Here is a 19,149-nt window from a genome sequence, read left to right on the forward strand (position 1 = left end):
ACGGCCGCGTCGATTCCGTCGGTTACAGGTCGAACGACTCGAGGAGCAGTTCTTCGTCCGTCTCGCCGTGGACGTAGGTCGGGCCGCCGAGCACGTCGATCGTCACCTTCGCGGGCGCGAACAGGTCCGAGGGGACTTCTTCGAACTGCCAGTCGAGGTCGTCGAAGACTTCGCCGAACGGCCGGCCGTGATCCTCGGCGGCCGTCGAGGCGACCGAATCGAAGACGTCGGCATCCTCCCGAACCGTGAGGTGGGCCGTCCCGCCGTAGGCGATCGCGTCGTTCGTGCGGGCGATGGCCGTCCGCTCGTCGTCCGCGACGGGGGCGACCGGCGCGCGACCCGTCGCCGAGACGATGTCGAGCGGCTCGTAGCCGAGTTCGGCGAGCCGGAACGTCGCGAGTTCGGCCGCGCGGGCGGCGTTCGTGATGCTACCGACGAGGCTGGCGGTCGGATAGGCCAGCAGGAAGACGCTGCTGGGTTCGACCTCCGCGAGTTCGGCGACCTGTTCGGCGGCCGATTCGGGCGGCAGTTCGTCAGTTTCGACGGCCAGCGCCGTCAGGTCGAAGGCGTCCGTGTAGCCGACGCGGCGGAACTCCTCTTCCTCGGCGACCAGTGCGCGGGCCGGACCGCTGCCCAGCCCCTCGAAGTCCTCGGTGGTCAGCTCCCAGCCGGCCTTCTGCGAGCACAAAAGCGAGAGCGCCGGCTGATCGGTCGATAGCTCGACCGTGTGGATCGGTACGCCGTCGATCTCGCCGAGTTCGTGGCTCGGCGTCGCCAGCCCCGCGGTCTGGATCTCGGTGAGCAACAGTCCCGCCTCGATGCCGCCGTCGAACTCGACTCCGAAGTCGAGGACGGTCGCCTCGTTCTCGAGGTCGTAGCCGCCGATATTGAGTTCCTCGGCGTAGTCGAGGGCCTCGTCGACCAACTCGATCGCCATGCGATTGAGACTTTCCATACCTTATGGATCAGGCCCCGGCGTAAAACAGTTTGTCAGTTCTCGTCTGACCTGCGTCAGACGGCGACCACAACGCCGAGCGACGGCCTTCGATATCGAAGCCGTCCTCCCTCAGATCGCGGGTTCGTATCCGGCGTCCGCGATCGTGTTCGCGATCGCCGCCTCGTCGACCATCGTCTCGTCGTGTTCGACGCGGACCTCGCCGTCCTCGTGGCTCGCTCTCGCCGCCGACACGCCCTCGAGCGCCTCGAGAGCATCGGTGACCGTCGTTTCACAGTCGGTAGAGGACATGCCGCCGACCTCGAGCGTGGTCTGTTCCATACTCGACGCTCGAGGCTCGCCGGGGGAGAGTCTTCTGCACGTGTCTGCAACGACGATGGCCGCCGGCGCCGTCGCTGGGCCGTATCAGCTACGCTACTATCAGTTCGCCGGTGTCGAAACGGTTATCGGGGAGACCCGTCCGATCAACGGACGAGAATTCTGTTTCCGTATTTGGTCGGACGCAGCAACAGCTACCGTTGCGGTGACGGACGAACGGCCGTCCGGCGTTCTCAGTCCTCGCGGTTCGTCGCGGGTCGGCCGAGTTGCTCTTCTACGGCGTCGACCTTCTCCGCAGCCGACTCGTCTCGCGTTCGCTTGTCGTCGATCTTCAGTACCGTACTGACACGATCCGCGTCGACCGCCTCGTGGGCCGCCTGGGCCGCCGCGAACAGTTCGTCGGTCGACTCGGCTTCGATCACCGTCCCCATCGGATTGGTCTCGTACTCGACGTCGTAGTCCTCGAGGGCGTCGACGGCCTTCGCGACCTCGCCGGACATGCTGCCTTCGATCACCGGTGCGACGCTCAGTAGGGCGATTACCGTCATAGCTACCCCTAACGGGTGGCACGGTCCTAAAGCCGTCCCATGACGGCCTGTCGAGACCTCTCGGTACGCGACGGGGTGAAACAAGGGAAGAAAGTGAGCGCGAGCGACGGACTCGGAGTCGAAGTCGGCGTCAGTTCGAGGGCCCACCAGCGCGACTGCGACCGCGTCCGGCCTCCGAGGGCGGGTAGACGATAACGTCCCCGTTCGCGTAGACGTACACCTCGTGCTCGAGGGCGGTGAAGGCGACGTGACCGCCCGTGCGCTCGGTGCCGTCGGCCTTCTTGCTGAAGAGTCGGTCGAGCGCGTCGGGATCGACGCTATCGTAGAGGGAGAACTCGCCCTGCGAGACGTCCGTCTCCGCGATCGAGGCGAGCGCGTGGACGATCGTCGTCGTGATCGTCGCCGTCCCGTCGGTGTCGTGGTGGAAGACGTAGCGGTCGTTCGTCTGGTCGTACCGCGGGTCGTCGCCGGCGTCGGTTGATGAGAGCTCAGTTTGCATGGAGGATCTACGAGTCAATCGTCTATTGATTCGTAGTTACTCGGAGTATAAAAGGTGATCGCAGCCGATATCGGTAAACGAACGTGACGGAATCCGCTACTAACAGTTCAGATTCGTGTATTGTGTCGCTGCGAGATGCATTGCGCACCACCGCGACGCCGTCCCGGAGAACGACGACGGACTGTAACCGCGACTTACTCGCGAAGGCGGACAGGTGCTCGCGCGGGCGCGATCACAAGAGACGATTAGGCATTAGGACGGCACCGACGACACCGACGGCGAGGTCACGGATCCAGTGACGGGCGCAGAAAGACGGACGCGAACGCGGTGACTCGTCGCCTGCCTACGCCGAGGTCGCGTCGAACGACTCGAGGATGTCGAGGCCGCGTTTGGTTTTGACGAACGCCGCGATCGGCCGTTCGGACTCGCAGCGCTCGCAGGTGTACCGGTTGCCGGGCGACGGGAGGGACGCCGGATCGGCCTCCCAATGGTCGCCGCAGTCGGGACACTCGAGGTCGATCCACCCCTCGCGCATACACACGGTAGTAGGTACTCGATTGCCTTCAGGTTGACTCGCGCCGGTTCGTCGGTCCGGCGGAGGGACCGTCCGACGGCGATTCGAGTGCTTGCCACGTCCGCCCTCGAACTTATTCAGGGGACGCCCCGACGAAGAGGTATGGCAACTAGTTCGGCGGACGACATCGGCGCTGCCCTCGAGGAGTTCGAGGACGACATCCCGGCCACGATCGACGACTCGGTGATCGACCGCATGCGCCTCGTGGCTCGGATTCTCGACGAGGGGATCCGTATCCCCGGAACGAACTTCCGATTCGGGCTCGACCCGATCGTCGGCATCCTTCCCGGGGCCGGCGACACCGCGACCGCGTTCGTCTCGCTGTACATCGTCGCCGAGTCCGCACGACTGGGCGTCTCGCAGTCGACGCTCCTGCGGATGCTCGGGAACATCGCCGTCGACACCGTCGCCGGCTCGGTCCCCATCCTCGGGACCCTCTTCGACGCCTTCTGGAAGTCCAACAAGTGGAACGTCATGCTGGCGCTCGAGGATCTGGCCGAGACCGAGCGCCATCCGCAGACGGGACCGGAGACCGTGACGATCGACTAACCCTGGTTCGTTGGCTCAGGTGACGGTTTTCGGCTTGCGGCTCGTGACTCGAGCGACGACAACCCCGCAGTCAAAGGTACGAGAACCCGAAAACAACGTCACCACTGCCGGAAGTGAGTTCGAGAGAAGTGCGCTGGCTGGGATTTGAACTACGTCCAGACGTGCTCGCTTCGCTGCGCACGACTGGTCTCATTCAAATCCAGAGACGATTTCCGCCGCTCACGGATTTGTTCGCGACAAAAATGCGCTGGCTGGGATTTGAACCCAGGTTGTGACCATGGCAAGGTCACGTGATACCACTACACTACCAGCGCCCTGTGGTGCTTCGCTGCACTCATACCTACTGTCGGGTGGATATATAAGGCCTACGAATCAGTCCGGCATCGGCATGCGATTACATGGTGAATGTCGCCGACGGCGACCAGTTTCTCGGCGGATTTGCCGGCAAAACAGCACGGGTTTTAGTAGCTCGGAAAGTGACTCGTTACCATCCGTGAGTGTGTGTCCGTTCGGCACGAATTCGCGGGTGTGAGGCGTTGTCAGCCGGAATCGAATCCGCTATTCTTTTAAGACCCTATCCGCAATACATCGCTACAGTCTAGTGACGCGGCGCCGAAGCGTCTTGGCATGACCGTCAGCGTACTCGTGCCGTCGTCGCTCACCCGGGAAGCCGAGGACAAACGCGAGGCTACTCGCAAACTCGGATACGTCGCCCGCGCGGCGACGATCTTCCGGGCCGATCGCCTCATCGTCTATCCCGATCGGGACGGCGAAACGGGGCGATTCGACGGCGGGTTCGTCAGTACCGTCCTGCGGTACGCCGCAACGCCACCGTACCTCCGCAACGAGGTGTGGGGGATGCGGGACGAACTGGAGTACGCGGGGGTCTTGCCGCCGCTGCGAGCCGTGTCACAGACCGGCTCCGAATCGAACGATTCGGGGTCGATAAGACAAGGGATCGTGACCGAGGTCGGACCTGAAGGGCGCGTCCGGGTCAATTGCGGACTGCAACACCCGATCTCCCTCAACACGCCTCCGGATATGGAGGTCTCCGAGGGGGAGCGCGTGACCGTCAGGATCTCTTCGCGACGACCGGTCCGGGCGAAGCTCGTCGACGAGCCCCTTCCGGGGCTTTCAGTCGAGCGGACGGACCTATCGGCAGCACTCAGCCGTGAGGACGCTGGCGTCCGCATCGCCGCCTCTCGACACGGTGAACGGCTCACCGTCGGGCGGCTCGAGACGCTGGCCGGACGCGTCGAACGAGACGGGATGACCGTCGTCTTTGGCGCGCCCGAGAGAGGGCTGCCGGCCATCCTCGGAATCGAGGCGTCCGACGTCGCTGCCGCATACGGCGGCGGCGCGGATGACGGCAACGTCGAACCCACAGCCGATCCAGGACCAGGGTTCGACCTCTGGCTCAACACGGTTCCGGATCAGGGAAGCGAGGTCGTGCGAACGGAGGAGGCTCTGTTCGCCACCCTCGCGCCCCTCTCACTACGAGAGTGATAGAATGCCACAATCAAACGCACCACGCAAAGGCTCACTCGGGTTCGGTCCACGGAAGCGCGCCTCCTCGGAGGTGCCGCGTTTCAACTCGTGGCCGGACGACGAAGGACAGCCGACGCTCCAGGGTTTCGCTGGCTACAAAGCCGGCATGACCCACGTCGTCATGGTCGACGACCAGTCGAATTCGCCGACCGAGGGGATGGAACAGACCGTCCCCGTGACGATCGTGGAGACGCCGCCCATGCGCGCCGTCGCCCTGCGAGCGTACGAAGATACGGCGTACGGGAAGCAGCCGATCACCGAGGTCTGGACCGACGAGTTCGTTTCCGAACTCGATCGCGTCCTCGACCTCCCCGGTGACGACTACGATCCCGACGCCGCCGAAGACGAACTCCGCGGTCTCCTCGAGGAGGGCCGCGTCGACGACGTCCGCGTCATCACGCATACGGTTCCGGCCGAGATTCCCTCGGTCCCCAAGAAGAAACCGGACGTGATGGAGACGCGCGTCGGCGGCGGCTCCGTCGAGGAACGCGTCGACTTCGCCCTCGAACTGCTCGAGGACGGTGGCGAGCACGTCATGAACGACGTGTTCCGCGCCGGCGAGTACGTCGACGCAAGCGGTGTCACGAAAGGGAAAGGGACTCAGGGCCCCGTCAAGCGCTGGGGCGTCCAGAAACGCAAGGGCAAGCACGCCCGGCAGGGCTGGCGCCGCCGCATCGGGAACCTCGGTCCCTGGAACCCGTCCCGCGTCCGGTCGACGGTCCCCCAACAGGGCCAGACCGGCTACCACCAGCGGACGGAACTGAACAAGCGCCTCGTCGACATGGGCGACGGCGCAGACGCGACGGTCGACGGCGGCTTCATCAACTACGGTGAAGTCGACGGACCGCACGCGCTGATCAAGGGCTCGCTCCCCGGACCGGAACAGCGCCTCGTGCGCTTCCGCCCGGCGATCCGACCCGGAGACCAGCCGCGCCTCGATCCCGAGGTGCGCTACGTCTCCACCGCATCCAACCAGGGATAACATATGGAAGCAACAGTACGCAACCTGGACGGCGACGACGCGGGCTCGGTCGAGCTCCCGGCGGTCTTCGAGACTAACTACCGCCCGGACCTGATCGCCCGCGCCGTACGCGCCGCCCAGGCAAACCGAAAACAGGACTACGGTGCCGACGAGTTCGCCGGCCTCCGCACGCCGGCCGAATCGTTCGGCAGCGGCCGAGGGATGGCCCACGTCCCGCGACAGGACGGACGCGGTCGCCGCGTTCCCCAGACCGTCAAGGGACGCAAGGCCCACCCGCCGAAGGCCGAGAAGGACTGGACCGAATCGATCAACACGAAAGAGAAGAAGCTGGCCGTCCGCAGCGCGATCGCGGCGACGACCGACGAAGAGCTCGTCGCCGAGCGCGGCCACGAGTTCGACGACGACGCCGAGATTCCGGTCGTCGTCGACGACGAGTTCGAGGACCTCGTGAAGACGAAGGAGGTCGTCTCCTTCCTCGAGGCCGCCGGACTCGCCGACGACATCGAACGCGCCGACGAAGGCCGTAGCATCCGCTCGGGTCGCGGGAAGACCCGCGGACGCAAGTACAAGACGCCCAAGTCGATCCTCTTCGTCACCTCGAGCGAGTCCGGTCCGTCCCGTGCGGCCCGGAACCTCGCCGGTGCCGACGTGACGACCGCTGCGGAGGTCAACGCGGAGGATCTCGCGCCCGGTGCACAGCCGGGTCGACTGACCGTCTGGACCGAAAGCGCTCTCGAGGAGGTGGCTGACCGATGAGTTCGATCATCGAGCACCCGCTCGTGACGGAGAAGGCGATGAACGACATGGACTTCGAGAACAAGCTCCAGTTCGTCGTCAACCCTGACGCCACCAAGCCCGAGATTCGGGACGAAGTCGAGGAGCGCTTCGACGTCTCCGTCGACAACATCAACACCCAGGTAACGATGAAAGGGAAGAAGAAAGCGACAGTTCGCCTGTCCGAGGACGACGACGCCCAAGAAGTCGCCTCGCGAATCGGGGTGTTCTGACGATGGGACGACGCATCCTTGGACAGCGACGTGGTCGCGGTACCTCCACGTTCCGCGCCCCGTCGCACCGATACAAGGCAAAGCTCGATCACAAGAAGGAAGAAGACGACGACGTCGTCCGCGGCACGGTCGTGGACATCGAACACGACCCCGCGCGTTCGGCGCCGGTCGCGGCCGTCGAGTTCGAGGACGGCGACCAGCGCCTCGTCCTCGCTCCCGAGGGCGTCGCCGTCGGCGAGGAGATTCAGGTCGGCGTCTCCGCGGAGATCAAGCCGGGCAACACGCTCCCGCTCGCGGAGATTCCCGAAGGGGTACCGGTCTGTAACGTCGAGGCGAACCCGGGCGATGGCGGCAAGTTCGCTCGTTCCTCCGGCGTCAACGCGGACCTGATCACCCACGACCGCAACGCTGCGGTCATTCAGCTCCCCAGCGGCGAGGTCAAGCGCCTCGATCCGCAGTGCCGCGCCACTATCGGCGTCGTCGCCGGTGGCGGTCGCACGGAGAAGCCGATGGTCAAGGCAGGGAACAAGTACCACAAGATGAAAGCGCGCGGGACCAAGTGGCCCCGCGTCCGCGGTGTCGCGATGAACGCCGTCGACCACCCGTTCGGTGGCGGCGGCCGACAGCACCCCGGAAAACCGAAGTCCGTCTCGCGGGACGCCCCGCCGGGGCGGAAGGTCGGTGACATTTCCTCGCGCCGTACCGGCCGAGGTGGGAACAAATGAGCCAGGAGTACCGAACCGGCCGCGAAGGTGAGGAGTTCACCTACCGCGGTCACACGCTCGACGAGCTGCAGGACATGGAGCTCGAGGAAGTCGCGGAACTGCTGCCCGCACGCCAGCGGCGAAGTATCCAGCGCGGTCTCTCCGTCGAGAAGCAGAAGCTTCTCGAGGAGGCCCGTGAGAAAGACGAGGAAGAGACGGCGAACGCGCCGATCCGGACGCACCTGCGCGACATGCCGGTGCTGCCGGAGTTCGTCGGACTGACCTTCGAGGTCTACAACGGCCAGTCCTTCGAGCGCGTCCGCATCGACCCCGAGATGATCGGACACTATCTCGGAGAGTTCCAGCTGACCCGCACGTCCGTCGAACACGGACAGGCGGGGATCGGCGCGACTCGCTCGTCGAAGTTCGTCCCACTGAAGTGATCTACGCATGGGAATCAACTACTCAGTCGACGCGGACCCGGATTCCACCGCGAAAGCGATGCTCCGGGAGCGTCACATGAGCCACAAGCACAGCAAGGAGGTCGCCCGCGAACTCAAGGGCCGAACCGTCGCCGACGCGCAGGAGTACCTGCAGGACGTCATCGACCAGAAGCAGTCGGTGCCGTTTAAGTCGCACAACGCCGGTGCCGGCCACCGATCCGATCTCGAGGGCTGGGACGCCGGCAAGTACCCCGAGAAGGTCTCCGGCGAGTTCCTCGACCTCCTCGAGAACGTCGCGGCCAACGCCGACCACCAGGGCTTCGACGGCGAGTCGATGGAGATCGTCCACGTCGCCGCCCACAAGGTCGGCGAATCGGTCGGTCGCAAGCCCCGCGCGATGGGGCGTGCGTCCTCGTGGAACACGCCGCAGGTCGACGTCGAGATCGTCGTCGCGGAACCCGACGCAGAGGACGACTCCGACGAGGGTGATAACTAATGGCTGACGAACAACAATTCATCGAGAACGGCCTGCAGCGGTCCCAGATCGACGAGTTCTTCCAGGAAGAGCTCGGCCGCGCGGGCTACGGTGGCATGGAGGTCGCCAAGACGCCGATGGGCACCCAGATCGTCCTCAAGGCCGAAAAGCCCGGGATGGTCATCGGTAAAGGCGGCGAGAACATCCGGAAGGTCACGACCGCCCTCGAGGAGCAGTTCAACCTCGAGGATCCGCAGGTCGACGTGCAGGAGGTCGACGAACCCGACCTCAACGCACGCATCGTGGCCGACCGGCTGGCCAACGCTCTCGAGCGCGGCTGGTACTTCCGTAAGGCCGGTCACACGACGATCGACCGGATCATGGAAGCCGGCGCGCTCGGCGCCGAGATCGTCCTCTCCGGGAAGGTCACGGGCGCCCGCTCGCGCGTTGAGAAGTTCAACCGCGGCTACATCAAGCACAACGGCGAACCCGCCGAGGAGATCGTCGACGAGGGCCAGGCGACGGCCGTCATGAAGCTCGGGACGATCGGCGTCACGGTCAAGATCATCCCGCCGGGAGCCGAACTCCCCGACGACTTCGAGGTCAGCGAGGACGTCGACCCCGAAGAACTCGTCCCGGAGGCCGTCGAGGCCAACGAGGCCGAAGGCGTCGAGGAACTCCTCGAGGGCGAACCCGAAGAGGCAGACGCCGAAGCCGAGACCGAGGCGTCCGAGCCTGAGGCACCCTCCGACGAGGCCGAAGTCGACGAAGAGGTCGTCGAGGAAGTCATCGAAGAGGAAGTCGACGCCGAGGCCGACGAGGACTTCGAAGAAGTCGAGGTCCCCGAAGGCGACGAGGACGTCGAGGAAGAACTCGACGAACTCGAGGAAGACGTCGAAGCGGAAGCCGAAGAACTCGTCGAGGAGATGGAAGCCGAATCCGACGACGAGGACGACGAGGGAGGTGACGCCTAATGGCGATTCTCCACGTCGAAGAGATCCGCGACATGACCCCTGCCGAACGGCAGGAGGAACTCGAGGAACTCGAGACCGAACTGCTGAACGCGAAGTCCGTCCTCGCCGCCGGTGGCGCCCCGGAGAACCCGGGCCGCATCGGCGAACTGCGTCGCACCATCGCGCGGATCAAGACGGTCCAGCGCGAGGAAGGCGACCTCGAGGACGAAGCGGACGAATAACGATAACATGGCACTGACACCCGAGACCCTGCCGCGACACGAACTCAACGGCCTGCCGGTCCGCGTCGTCGAGAGTACCGACGACTCGCGGGTCGGGATAGCCGGCCGTGTCGTGATCGAGACGACGAAGACGCTCTCGATAGAGATTCGCGACGACGGCGAGTCTCGGGTCGTCACGGTGCCGAAATCGGGCTCGACGTTCGAGTTCGCGATCACAGATGACGCCGCCGACTCCGCCAAGGGGTCGGGGACCGCGTCCAAACTGGCCGACACTCAACCCTCTGCCGCCGGAAACGGTGCGGAGGAACGAGCCGGCGAGGGCGCGGCCTACGTTACGGTCGATGGATCGCGCTTGCTCTCACGACCCGCCCGACGCACGGAAACGAATGGTGATTCACCATGGCAATTGGACTAGACGTTGAAACCCCTCCGGAACCAGAAAACCCGGAGGAATACGACTACGAGAAGTGTCCGTTCTACGGCGAGCTCTCCGTTCGAGGCCAAGTCCTCGAGGGGACCGTCGTGTCGACGGACATGGAGAAGACCGTGGTCGTCGAGCGAGAGTACGACGTGGCTGTACCGAAGTACGACCGGTACATGAAGCGTCGCTCGCGCATCCCGGCTCACGTGCCGGGCGTGCTCGAGCCGCTCTCGGTCGGTGACACGGTCAAGATCGCAGAGACCCGACCACTGTCGAAGACCAAATCGCACGTGGTCGTCGAAGTAACCGAAGAGGCAACCGCGGAGGACGTCGCCGACCTCACCGGCCAGGCCGAGCCTGAGCCGGAGCTGTCGGCCGAGGACTTCGCGACCGAGGAGGGTGAAGAATAATGGAAGCGATGAAAGCCGACGTGACCCAGGGGCTCAAGAAGGGCTCGCTGGTCACGTGTGCCGACAACACCGGCGCACGCGAGCTGAAAGTCATCAGCGTCTCGGGCTACCACGGCACCAAGAACCGCCAGCCGAAGGCGGGTCTCGGTGACAAGGTCACGGTCTCCGTGACGAAGGGTACCCCCGAGATGCGCCGCCAGGTCCTCGAGGCCGTCATCGTTCGCCAGCGGAAGTCGATCCGCCGGCCGGACGGGACGCGACTGAAGTTCGAGGACAACGCGGCGGTCATCATCGACGAGAACGAGGAGCCCCGCGGGACGGAGATCAAGGGCCCGATCGCTCGCGAAGTCGCCGAACGGTTCGGCGCGATCGCCTCCACCGCGACGATGATCGTATAGAACAATGACGAAGCAACCACACAAACAGCGAACGCAGACGGAGCGAGCACCGCTGCACAAGCGGCAGAAACAGCTCCACGCGACGCTGTCCGACGACCTCCGCGAGGAGTACGATACCCGTCGCACCCGCGTCAACGCGGGCGACCGGGTCGAGGTCATGCGCGGCGACCACGCCGGCGAAGAAGGCGAGGTCATCCGTGCCATCCTCGAGGACGGCGTCATTCACGTCGAGGACGTGACGGTCGAGACGGCCGACGGCGAGGAAGTGCCCCGGCCGCTCGACCCCTCGAACGTCCGGATCACGGAGCTCGACCTCGAGGACGAGCGCCGCGAGGCGCGCCTCGAGGGCGAATCGGAAGGTGATAACGAATGACGAAACACCAGAAACGACTTTCGGTCCCGAAGACCTGGCCGGTCGAGCGCAAGACCGACACCTTCACCGTCAAGGCCGGCGCCGGCCCCCACGGTGAGGAGGGCGTCCCGCTCGTCGTCCTGCTGCGGGACGTACTCGGCTACGTCGACTCGACGAAGGAAGCGCGATACGCCCTCTCCGAGGACGCGATCCTCGTCAACGGGCAGCCGATCAACGACGAACAGCGTCCGATCGGCATCTTCGACATCATCGCCTTCCCCGGCCGCGAGGAGTACTACCGCGTCTTCCCCGACGAGGGCGGTCGGCTCGCGCTGACCGAGATCGACGCCGAGGCCGCGGAAAGCCGCCTCGGCAAGATCGACAACAAGCAACAGGTTCCCGGCGGCGATACGCAGCTGACGCTGCACGACGGGACTAACGTCCTCGTCGAGGACGGCGCCGAGTACAGCAGCAACGACTCGATCGTCATCGACAACGACGACAAGTCGATCGTCGCGCACTTCCCCTACGAGGAAGGTGCGCTCGTCACCGCGATCCGTGGCAACCACGGCGGGAAGATCGGCGAAGTCGAGACGATCGACGTGACTCCCGGCAGCGGCTCGAACACCGTCACCGTCGACACCGAGGACGGCGGCTTCGAGACCATCGAGGAGTACGTCGTCGTGATCGACGAGAACTTCACGGGTGATGACGAATGAGCGAGGCTGACTCGGAAGCCGACTTCCACGAGATGCGGGAACCCCGCGTCGAGAAGGTCGTCGTCCACATGGGCGTCGGTCAGGGTGGTCGCGAACTCGGCCGCGCGGAGGACATCATCGAGGAGATCACCGGACAGGAAAGCGTCCGGACCCAGGCGAAGAAGACCGAACCCGACTTCGGCATTCGCCAGGGCGACCCGATCGGCACGAAGGTTACCCTTCGTGGCGACGACGCCCACGAGTTCCTCGAGACGGCCCTCCCGCTGGCCGACCTCTCGGCCAGCCAGTTCGACGACACGGGTAACTTCAGCTTCGGGATCGAGGAACACACCGACTTCCCGAGCCAGGAGTACGATCCGAACGTCGGGATCTTCGGACTGGACGTCACCGTCAACCTGGTGCGTCCGGGCTACCGCGTCTCCAAGCGCGACAAGGCGACGCGCCCGATCCCATCGAAACACCGACTGAACCCCGAGGACGCCGTCGCGTTCCTCGAGTCGACCTTCGACGTCACCGTGGAGGGATCCGCAGATGAGTGAAAGCGAAACCGAAGCCGAAACTGAAACCGAAACCGACGCCCTCAGCACGGGCGAGCACGCCGCAAAGCGCACGGGGCAGGAAGAAGCCTGCCAGCGCTGCGGTCGCAAACAGGGTCTCGTCGGGAAGTACGACATCAACCTCTGTCGGCAGTGCTTCCGCGAGATCGCTCGTGACATGGGCTTCAAGAAGTATCGATAACATGACTGGGAACGATCCACTCAGCAACGCGCTTTCGGGCATCGACAACGCCGAAAGCGTGGGCCATCTGACCCACGAGGTAACGCCCGCCTCGAACGAGATCGGCAGCGTACTCGAGGTCTTCTACGACCGCGGGTACATCGACGGCTTCGAGTACGTCGATGACGGCAAAGCCGGTCGGTTCGAGGTCGAACTGAAAGGAGCGATCAACGAGTGCGGCCCCGTCAAGCCCCGCTACAGCGCCGGCGCCGACGAGTTCGAGAAGTGGGAGAAGCGATTCCTCCCCGCTCGAGACTTCGGCGCGCTCGTCGTGACGACGAGCAGCGGCATCATGAGCCACTACGAGGCTCGTGAGCAGGGTATTGGGGGCCAGGTGATCGCATACGTCTACTAACAATGCGAGTCGAACTGGAAATCCCTGACAACGTAACCGTCGAGATCGACCACCTCGACGTGACCGTCGACGGTCCGGAAGGCAGCGTCACCCGCCGCCTCTGGTACCCCGACGTGAGCGTCGACGTGGAAGACGACAGTGTGGTGATCGAAAGCGAGTCCGAGGACGCGAAGACCAACGCGACCGTCGGTACCTTCGAGAGCCACATCACGAACGCCTTCCACGGCGTGACCGAGGGCTGGGAGTACGAGATGGAAGTCTTCTACTCTCACTTCCCGATGCAGGTCCGCGTGGACGGCGACGACGTCGTCATCGAGAACTTCCTCGGCGAAAAGGCACCGCGACGTACGACTATCCACGGTGATACCGAGGTTACCGTCGACGACGAGCAGCTCGTCCTCTCGGGTCCCGACAAGGAGGACGTCGGGCAGACGGCAGCCGACATCGAGCAGCTGACTCGCGTCAGCGGCAAGGACACCCGCGTCTTCCAGGACGGGGTCTACATCACCAACAAACCCGCCAAAGGAGGTGCCTGATAGATGGCAGCCGAAGACGACGAACCACAGGAACTCGAAGACATCAGCGGTGTTGGCGCGAGCAAGGCTGACGCCCTTCGCGAGGCCGGCTTCGAGTCCATCGAGGACGTCAAGGAAGCCGACCAGGACGATCTGGCAGAAGCCGAGGGCATCGGTAACGCGCTCGCTGCCCGTATCAAGGCCGACGTCGGCGACCTCGAGGTCACCGAAGAAACGGAGGCCGAGATCGAAGACGAAGGCGCCGAAGAAGAGGAAGAGCCCGACGAAGACGTCGAGACGGAGCTTCGTGCCCGCGGCCTGACCGAGAAGACCCCCGAGCTCTCCGAGGACGAGGAACGACTCCTCGAGCGTCGGAAGAGCGAGGGCAAGCCGCAGTTCAAGCGCCAGGACTACCACATGAAAAAGCGGACGCCCGAATCGTGGCGCCGCCCCCGCGGCCAGCTGTCCAAGCAGCGCAAGGGCATCAAGGGCAAGGGCCCGAAGGTCCAGGCCGGCTTCCGCACGCCCGAAGCCGTTCGCGGAAAGCATCCGAGCGGCTTCGAAGAGGTCTACGTCGAGAACGTCGACGACCTCGAGGGCGTCGACGGCTCTCGCGAAGCAGTTCGCATCGCCTCCTCGGTCGGCGCGCGCAAGCGCGAACGGATCGAGGAAGTGGCCGAGGACGAGGGCATCCGCGTCCTGAACCCGACCTACGAAGAAGTCGAGGTGGAAGCCAATGACTGATCTCTCCGCACAGAAGCGACTGGCCGCCGACGTCCTCGACGTCGGTGAGAACCGCATCTGGCTCGACCCCGACGCCCAGGCCGACATCGCCGAAGCGATCACCCGCGACGAGATCCGCGAACTCGTCGAGGAAGGTCGCATTCAGGCCGAAGACACCAAGGGCAACTCCCGCGGCCGTGCCCGCGAGCGCAACGCAAAGCGCTCCTACGGCCACCAGAAGGGCCCGGGCAAGCGCCGCGGCAAGAAGGGCGCACGCCAGAACGAGAAAGAAGAGTGGGAAAGCAAGATCCGCGCACAGCGCCGGAAGCTGCGCGAACTCCGCGACAAGGGCGAACTGACGCCCACGCAGTACCGCGAGCTCTACAAGAAGGCTGGCGGTGGCGAGTTCCGCAGCGTCCGGTACCTGTTGAACTACATCGACGACAACTACGGTGACCAATAATGGCGACAGGACCACGATACAAAGTGCCGATGCGGCGTCGCCGTGAGGTCCGGACGGACTACCACCAGAGGTTGCGCCTGCTGAAGTCGGGTAAGCCCCGACTCGTCGCTCGAAAGAGCAACAAGCACACTACGGCGCAGCTGATCACTCCCGGACCTCAGGGAGACGAGACGCTCGCGAGTGCACACTCGAGCGACCTAGAGGAGTACGGTTGGGAAGCCCCCACGAGTAACATTTCCGCGGCGTACCTGACCGGCCTGCTGGCCGGCCAGCGCGCCGTCGAGGCCGGCCTCGAGGAAGCGGTCCTCGACATCGGTCTCAACACCGCGACGCCCGGTAACAAGGTGTTCGCGGTCCAGGAGGGCGCGATCGACGCGGGTCTCGAGATCCCGCACAACGACGAGGTCCTCGCGGACTGGTCGCGCACGCGCGGCGAGCACATCGCCGAGTACGCCGAACAGCTCGACGAGCCGCTGTACAACGGCGAGTTCGACGCGACCGACCTCCCCGAACACTTCGACGACGTACGAGAGGCGATCCTAGAATGAGCGCAAACGACTACAACGACAACGGCTGGGAACCCGTCACCCGTCTCGGCCGGATGGTTCAGGAGGGCGAAATCGACACGATGGAGGACGCCCTCAACTCGGGGCTCCCCCTGAAGGAGCCCGAGATCGTCGACCAGCTCCTCCCCGGACTGGACGACGAAGTGCTGGACATCAACATGGTCCAGCGGATGACCGACTCCGGACGACGCGTCAAGTTCCGCTGCGTCGTCGCCGTCGGCAACCGCGACGGCTACGTCGGCTACGCGGAAGGCCGAGACGATCAGGTCGGGTCCGCCATCCAGAAGGCGATCGGTATCGCGAAGCTGAACATGATCAAGGTCCCCCGCGGCTCCGGTTCCTGGGAGGACCGCTCGGACCGGCCCCACTCCCTGACCCGACGCACGAAGGGGAAGGCCGGCTCCGTCGAGGTCGAGGTCATCCCCGCCCCCGAAGGGCTGGGGCTTGCCGCCAGCGACACCGTCCACGCGGTGCTCGACTTGGCCGGCATCGAGAACGCCTGGACCAAGAGCCACGGCAACACTCGGACCACGGTCAACCTCGCGAAGGCGACGTTCAACGCACTGGAGAACGCATCGCAGTCGCGCCACCCGCGGCGTCGCTCGGGTGCGAACCGAGACCGAGACGAAGCCGAGGTGACTGAGTAATGAAGGCAGTCGTTCAGGTTCGCGGCGAAGTGAACCGCCAGCAGGACGTTCAGGACACGCTGGAGATGCTGAACATCCACAGCGTCAACCACTGCGCGCTCGTCCCTGAGACCGACACCTACACGGGAATGGTCAACAAGGTCAACGACTACGTCGCGCACGGCGAACCGAGCGCCGAGGTGCTCGCAGCCGTGCTCGCAAAGCGCGCAGAGCCCCTCGAGGGCGATCAGTCCGACGTCGACGCCGACTGGCTCGACGAGAACACCGGGTATAGCGACTTCGAGTCGCTGGCCGAAGCGCTGCTTGCCGAGGAGACGACGCTGCGCGAGCAGGGACTGTCCCCGACGCTTCGTCTGCACCCGCCCCGCGGCGGTCACGACGGCATCAAGAAGCCGACCGCCGAGGGCGGCCAACTCGGAAAGCATACAACGGACGAAATCAACGACCTGTTAGAATCGATGCGATAACCATGACGAGTAAAAAACGACGCCAACGCGGGTCACGAACGCACAGCGGCGGCTCCCACAAGAACCGACGTGGTGCGGGCCACCGTGGCGGTCGCGGCCGCGCCGGGCGCAGCAAGCACGAGTTCCACAACTACGAGCCGAAGGGCAAGCACGGCTTCAAGCGGCCCCAGGACATCCGCGAAGAGGTCGCGGAGATCGACGTCCAGAAGCTCGACGAGGACGCCATCCTCTACGCGGCCGAGGGTGTCGCCGAGGAAACCGACGACGGCTACGCGATCGACGCACGCGACGTCGTCGAGGACGGCCACGAGGTCGACACCGTGAAGGTCCTCGGCTCCGGCCAAGTCCGCAATGCCCTCGAGGTCACGGCCGACGCCTTCTCGGATGCGGCCGAGGAGAAGCTCGCGGACGCCGGCGGCGAGGCGGTCCTCTCGGAACGAGCGCAGGAACGAGCGGACGCTGAATCCGAGTCGGATACGGACGCCGCTGACGAAACCGAACAGAGCGAGGACTAACGATGGGATGGAAGGAAGCCGCTGAACCGGTCTTAACGCGGATGCCCGCCGTCCAGCGTCCGGAGGGGCACGTCCCCTTCAAGCGGAAGCTGGCGTGGACGGCCGGCATTCTCGTGTTGTATTTCTTCCTGACGAACATCTCGCTGCTCGGGATGCAATCCGGCGGCGCGAACGACCTCTTCGGCCAGTTCCGTGCGATCCTCGCGGGGTCGCAGGGCTCGATCCTGCAGGTCGGTATCGGACCGATCGTCACGGCGAGCATCGTCTTGCAGTTGCTCGGCGGTGCGAACCTGCTCGGTCTCGACACCAACGATCCGCGGGATCAGGTTCTCTACCAGGGGCTCCAGAAGTTGCTCGTCGTCGTGATGGTGGCACTCACTGGGCTCCCGATGGTGTTCGCCAGCGGCTTCCTGCCAGCCCAGCCGTCGCTGTCGATCGGCGGCCTCCAGTTCGGTCAGACGCAGGTCCAGCTGCTGATGTTCCTGCAGATCTTCGCTGGCGGTATCCTCCTCCTCTACATGGACGAGGTCGTCAGCAAGTGGGGCGTCGGGAGCGGGATCGGCCTGTTCATCATCGCCGGCGTGAGCCAGCGACTCGTGGCCGGGTTCATCCAGCCCGCACAGGGCGGGTTCTTCTACAACTGGTACATGATCCTCACGGGGCGGATGGAGGTCGGCTCCGTCGTCTCCACCGACGGGCTCTCCACGCTGCTGATGACCGACGGCGGGATGATCATCCCGCTGCTGACGACGCTGCTGATCTTCGGCATCGTCGTCTACGCGGAGTCCGTGCGGGTCGAGATCCCGCTCAGTCACGCCCGCGTGAAGGGTGCTCGCGGCCGCTTCCCGGTGAAGCTCATCTACGCGAGCGTCCTGCCGATGATCCTCGTCCGCGCGCTGCAGGCGAACATCCAGATGCTCGGCCAGATCCTGAACAGCCAGTGGGCCGGGATGCCCACCTGGCTGGGCCAGTACACCGACGGGCAAGCGGTCGGCGGGTTCTTCTACTACCTGTCCCCGATCTACTCGCCCCAAGACTGGATGTGGTGGACCGGTGCCGTCACCCAGGAAGCGTGGCAGGTGCTGATTCGCGTCTCCGTCGACCTCACCTTCATGATCGTCGGCGGCGCGATCTTCGCCGTCTTCTGGGTCGAAACGACGGACATGGGTCCCGAGGCTACCGCCCAGCAGATCCAAAACTCCGGGATGCAGATTCCCGGCTTCCGACAGAACGTCGGCGTCATCGAGAAGGTCATGGAGCGGTACATCCCGCAGGTGACCGTCATCGGTGGCGCGCTGGTCGGCCTGCTGGCCGTCTGGGCGAACATGCTCGGCACTATCGGGTCCGTTACCGGAACCGGCCTGCTGCTGGCCGTCTCCATCACCTACAAGCTCTACGAGGAGATCGCCGAAGAGCAGATGATGGAGATGCACCCGATGATGCGCCAGATGTTCGGCAAGGAGTAGCAATAGCGTAGCGCCACGCTGGCGCTGCTGTTCTATTCTCCGTTGCAGTCTTCGTTCTCCGTTCTTTCAGCCTCGTAGAGACGGCTCTGTCCCGACCTGGTGGCCCGAGATCAAAGTCAAACCACAGTGTCCTCGGAATAGGACTTCTCCTGTAGATACGGATGTGCTGGCCGAGGAAGCGTCAGTCTCCAGCAGGTATGTCACCTGAGTCGCAGCCGATCTCGCTGTCGTGTGTGCGTGCCGGCTCGTGAGGTCATAGGCGCCATCACTGGTCGGCTGCTAATGTGCGGACACAATCTCTTCAGCGCACAGCCCGAGCGAGACGACTCGGTATCGTCGTTCACTGGTAGACGAGGGGCATCAGGAGTTGGTCGTCACTGAAGACCTCGAGCCGGGTGCTGACGGATTCGACTCGATAATAGCGCTACCGTCGAGATGGCCGGAAGGAGATAGCGCTACCCCTCCACTGGTTTCAATCACAGGTAACTGCACTCACAGGATCTCGACGAGCTCTGAGTTGCCGTCGGACTGAGAAGCAAGCTCGACGCTGTCCTCGAG

General features: G+C 64.6%; 31 protein-coding genes and 1 tRNA gene. 26 read left to right on the forward strand and 6 right to left on the reverse strand.

What is annotated here, in order from left to right:
* Nucleotides 1–22: 22 nt before the first annotated feature.
* From mch to ATJ93_RS07495, 5 genes are all read right to left on the reverse strand, one after another.
* Nucleotides 23–955 (reverse strand): methenyltetrahydromethanopterin cyclohydrolase, encoded by a 933-nt coding sequence (mch, locus tag ATJ93_RS07475; protein WP_120244027.1) that lies wholly within the window; start codon nt 953–955, stop codon nt 23–25.
* Between the two features lie 111 nt (nt 956–1,066).
* Complete coding sequence (locus tag ATJ93_RS07480; RefSeq protein ID WP_120244028.1) at nt 1,067–1,276, reverse strand: heavy-metal-associated domain-containing protein; 210 nt, start codon at nt 1,274–1,276, stop codon at nt 1,067–1,069.
* A gap of 230 nt (nt 1,277–1,506) precedes the next feature.
* Nucleotides 1,507–1,821, reverse strand: coding sequence for an MTH1187 family thiamine-binding protein (locus ATJ93_RS07485; protein WP_120244029.1), 315 nt, complete (start codon nt 1,819–1,821; stop codon nt 1,507–1,509).
* 130 nt (nt 1,822–1,951) lie between these two features.
* A complete protein-coding gene (locus tag ATJ93_RS07490; protein ID WP_120244030.1) occupies nt 1,952–2,320 on the reverse strand; it encodes a HalOD1 output domain-containing protein in 369 nt (122 codons plus the stop codon).
* Nucleotides 2,321–2,663: 343 nt separating this feature from the next.
* The gene (locus ATJ93_RS07495; RefSeq protein WP_120244031.1) at nt 2,664–2,855 is read right to left on the reverse strand and encodes a DUF7836 family putative zinc-binding protein; all 192 of its coding nucleotides are present in this window, start codon (nt 2,853–2,855) and stop codon (nt 2,664–2,666) included.
* Nucleotides 2,856–2,996: 141 nt separating this feature from the next.
* Here ATJ93_RS07495 and ATJ93_RS07500 point away from each other — a divergent pair, with 141 nt between their 5' ends.
* A complete protein-coding gene (locus ATJ93_RS07500; RefSeq protein WP_120244032.1) occupies nt 2,997–3,443 on the forward strand; it encodes a DUF4112 domain-containing protein in 447 nt (148 codons plus the stop codon).
* 243 nt (nt 3,444–3,686) lie between these two features.
* Here the strand turns inward: ATJ93_RS07500 and ATJ93_RS07505 are convergent.
* Nucleotides 3,687–3,757, reverse strand: a tRNA-Gly gene (locus ATJ93_RS07505).
* A gap of 313 nt (nt 3,758–4,070) precedes the next feature.
* Between ATJ93_RS07505 and ATJ93_RS07510 the strand changes: the two genes are divergently transcribed.
* The 25 genes from ATJ93_RS07510 to secY are packed head-to-tail and all read left to right on the forward strand — an operon-like array spanning nt 4,071 to nt 18,591.
* Nucleotides 4,071–4,949: a putative RNA uridine N3 methyltransferase gene (locus ATJ93_RS07510; protein ID WP_120244033.1), complete on the forward strand. Its 879-nt coding sequence runs from the start codon at nt 4,071–4,073 to the stop codon at nt 4,947–4,949.
* Nucleotides 4,950–4,953: 4 nt separating this feature from the next.
* Nucleotides 4,954–5,973, forward strand: a complete 1,020-nt coding sequence (locus tag ATJ93_RS07515) for a 50S ribosomal protein L3 (RefSeq protein WP_120244034.1) — start codon at nt 4,954–4,956, stop codon at nt 5,971–5,973.
* A gap of 3 nt (nt 5,974–5,976) precedes the next feature.
* Nucleotides 5,977–6,729: a 50S ribosomal protein L4 gene (rpl4p, locus tag ATJ93_RS07520; RefSeq protein WP_120244035.1), complete on the forward strand. Its 753-nt coding sequence runs from the start codon at nt 5,977–5,979 to the stop codon at nt 6,727–6,729.
* Nucleotides 6,726–6,980, forward strand: a complete 255-nt coding sequence (locus ATJ93_RS07525) for a 50S ribosomal protein L23 (protein WP_120244036.1) — start codon at nt 6,726–6,728, stop codon at nt 6,978–6,980. Before rpl4p ends, ATJ93_RS07525 begins: the two co-directional genes overlap by 4 nt.
* A complete protein-coding gene (locus tag ATJ93_RS07530) occupies nt 6,977–7,705 on the forward strand; it encodes a 50S ribosomal protein L2 (protein WP_245977563.1) in 729 nt (242 codons plus the stop codon). Before ATJ93_RS07525 ends, ATJ93_RS07530 begins: the two co-directional genes overlap by 4 nt.
* Complete coding sequence (locus tag ATJ93_RS07535; protein ID WP_120244038.1) at nt 7,702–8,127, forward strand: 30S ribosomal protein S19; 426 nt, start codon at nt 7,702–7,704, stop codon at nt 8,125–8,127. Before ATJ93_RS07530 ends, ATJ93_RS07535 begins: the two co-directional genes overlap by 4 nt.
* 7 nt (nt 8,128–8,134) lie before the next feature.
* Entirely contained in the window at nt 8,135–8,623 is a 489-nt protein-coding gene (locus ATJ93_RS07540; protein WP_120244039.1) for a 50S ribosomal protein L22, read from the forward strand.
* Complete coding sequence (locus tag ATJ93_RS07545) at nt 8,623–9,576, forward strand: 30S ribosomal protein S3 (RefSeq protein WP_120244040.1); 954 nt, start codon at nt 8,623–8,625, stop codon at nt 9,574–9,576. Before ATJ93_RS07540 ends, ATJ93_RS07545 begins: the two co-directional genes overlap by 1 nt.
* Entirely contained in the window at nt 9,576–9,797 is a 222-nt protein-coding gene (gene rpmC, locus ATJ93_RS07550; protein WP_049989625.1) for a 50S ribosomal protein L29, read from the forward strand. Before ATJ93_RS07545 ends, rpmC begins: the two co-directional genes overlap by 1 nt.
* A 7-nt stretch (nt 9,798–9,804) precedes the next feature.
* Entirely contained in the window at nt 9,805–10,212 is a 408-nt protein-coding gene (locus tag ATJ93_RS07555; RefSeq protein ID WP_120244041.1) for a ribonuclease P protein component 1, read from the forward strand.
* Complete coding sequence (locus ATJ93_RS07560; RefSeq protein ID WP_120244042.1) at nt 10,197–10,628, forward strand: 30S ribosomal protein S17; 432 nt, start codon at nt 10,197–10,199, stop codon at nt 10,626–10,628. Before ATJ93_RS07555 ends, ATJ93_RS07560 begins: the two co-directional genes overlap by 16 nt.
* Nucleotides 10,628–11,026: a 50S ribosomal protein L14 gene (locus ATJ93_RS07565; protein ID WP_004213668.1), complete on the forward strand. Its 399-nt coding sequence runs from the start codon at nt 10,628–10,630 to the stop codon at nt 11,024–11,026. Before ATJ93_RS07560 ends, ATJ93_RS07565 begins: the two co-directional genes overlap by 1 nt.
* A gap of 4 nt (nt 11,027–11,030) precedes the next feature.
* On the forward strand, nt 11,031–11,399 hold the full coding sequence (gene rplX, locus ATJ93_RS07570) for a 50S ribosomal protein L24 (RefSeq protein ID WP_120244043.1): 369 nt from the start codon (nt 11,031–11,033) through the stop codon (nt 11,397–11,399).
* Nucleotides 11,396–12,097, forward strand: coding sequence for a 30S ribosomal protein S4e (locus ATJ93_RS07575; RefSeq protein WP_120244044.1), 702 nt, complete (start codon nt 11,396–11,398; stop codon nt 12,095–12,097). The genes rplX and ATJ93_RS07575 overlap by 4 nt, the downstream gene beginning before the upstream one ends.
* Complete coding sequence (locus tag ATJ93_RS07580) at nt 12,094–12,636, forward strand: 50S ribosomal protein L5 (RefSeq protein ID WP_120244045.1); 543 nt, start codon at nt 12,094–12,096, stop codon at nt 12,634–12,636. Before ATJ93_RS07575 ends, ATJ93_RS07580 begins: the two co-directional genes overlap by 4 nt.
* Entirely contained in the window at nt 12,629–12,835 is a 207-nt protein-coding gene (locus ATJ93_RS07585; protein ID WP_013878554.1) for a 30S ribosomal protein S14, read from the forward strand. The genes ATJ93_RS07580 and ATJ93_RS07585 overlap by 8 nt, the downstream gene beginning before the upstream one ends.
* A 1-nt stretch (nt 12,836) precedes the next feature.
* Complete coding sequence (locus ATJ93_RS07590; protein WP_120244046.1) at nt 12,837–13,229, forward strand: 30S ribosomal protein S8; 393 nt, start codon at nt 12,837–12,839, stop codon at nt 13,227–13,229.
* Between the two features lie 2 nt (nt 13,230–13,231).
* A complete protein-coding gene (locus ATJ93_RS07595) occupies nt 13,232–13,765 on the forward strand; it encodes a 50S ribosomal protein L6 (RefSeq protein ID WP_120244047.1) in 534 nt (177 codons plus the stop codon).
* 3 nt (nt 13,766–13,768) lie between these two features.
* Entirely contained in the window at nt 13,769–14,488 is a 720-nt protein-coding gene (locus ATJ93_RS07600; RefSeq protein ID WP_120244048.1) for a 50S ribosomal protein L32e, read from the forward strand.
* Nucleotides 14,481–14,930 (forward strand): 50S ribosomal protein L19e, encoded by a 450-nt coding sequence (locus tag ATJ93_RS07605; protein ID WP_120244049.1) that lies wholly within the window; start codon nt 14,481–14,483, stop codon nt 14,928–14,930. The genes ATJ93_RS07600 and ATJ93_RS07605 overlap by 8 nt, the downstream gene beginning before the upstream one ends.
* Nucleotides 14,930–15,478: a 50S ribosomal protein L18 gene (locus tag ATJ93_RS07610; protein WP_120244050.1), complete on the forward strand. Its 549-nt coding sequence runs from the start codon at nt 14,930–14,932 to the stop codon at nt 15,476–15,478. The genes ATJ93_RS07605 and ATJ93_RS07610 overlap by 1 nt, the downstream gene beginning before the upstream one ends.
* Nucleotides 15,475–16,143: a 30S ribosomal protein S5 gene (locus tag ATJ93_RS07615; RefSeq protein ID WP_120244051.1), complete on the forward strand. Its 669-nt coding sequence runs from the start codon at nt 15,475–15,477 to the stop codon at nt 16,141–16,143. The genes ATJ93_RS07610 and ATJ93_RS07615 overlap by 4 nt, the downstream gene beginning before the upstream one ends.
* A complete protein-coding gene (locus ATJ93_RS07620; RefSeq protein ID WP_120244052.1) occupies nt 16,143–16,610 on the forward strand; it encodes a 50S ribosomal protein L30 in 468 nt (155 codons plus the stop codon). Before ATJ93_RS07615 ends, ATJ93_RS07620 begins: the two co-directional genes overlap by 1 nt.
* A gap of 2 nt (nt 16,611–16,612) precedes the next feature.
* Entirely contained in the window at nt 16,613–17,125 is a 513-nt protein-coding gene (locus ATJ93_RS07625; protein WP_120244053.1) for an uL15m family ribosomal protein, read from the forward strand.
* Between the two features lie 2 nt (nt 17,126–17,127).
* Complete coding sequence (gene secY / locus ATJ93_RS07630) at nt 17,128–18,591, forward strand: preprotein translocase subunit SecY (protein WP_120244054.1); 1,464 nt, start codon at nt 17,128–17,130, stop codon at nt 18,589–18,591.
* Nucleotides 18,592–19,149: the final 558 nt, after the last annotated feature.

The sequence above is a fragment of the Halopiger aswanensis genome (assembly GCF_003610195.1).
In the GTDB taxonomy this organism is placed as follows: Archaea; Halobacteriota; Halobacteria; order Halobacteriales; family Natrialbaceae; genus Halopiger; species Halopiger aswanensis.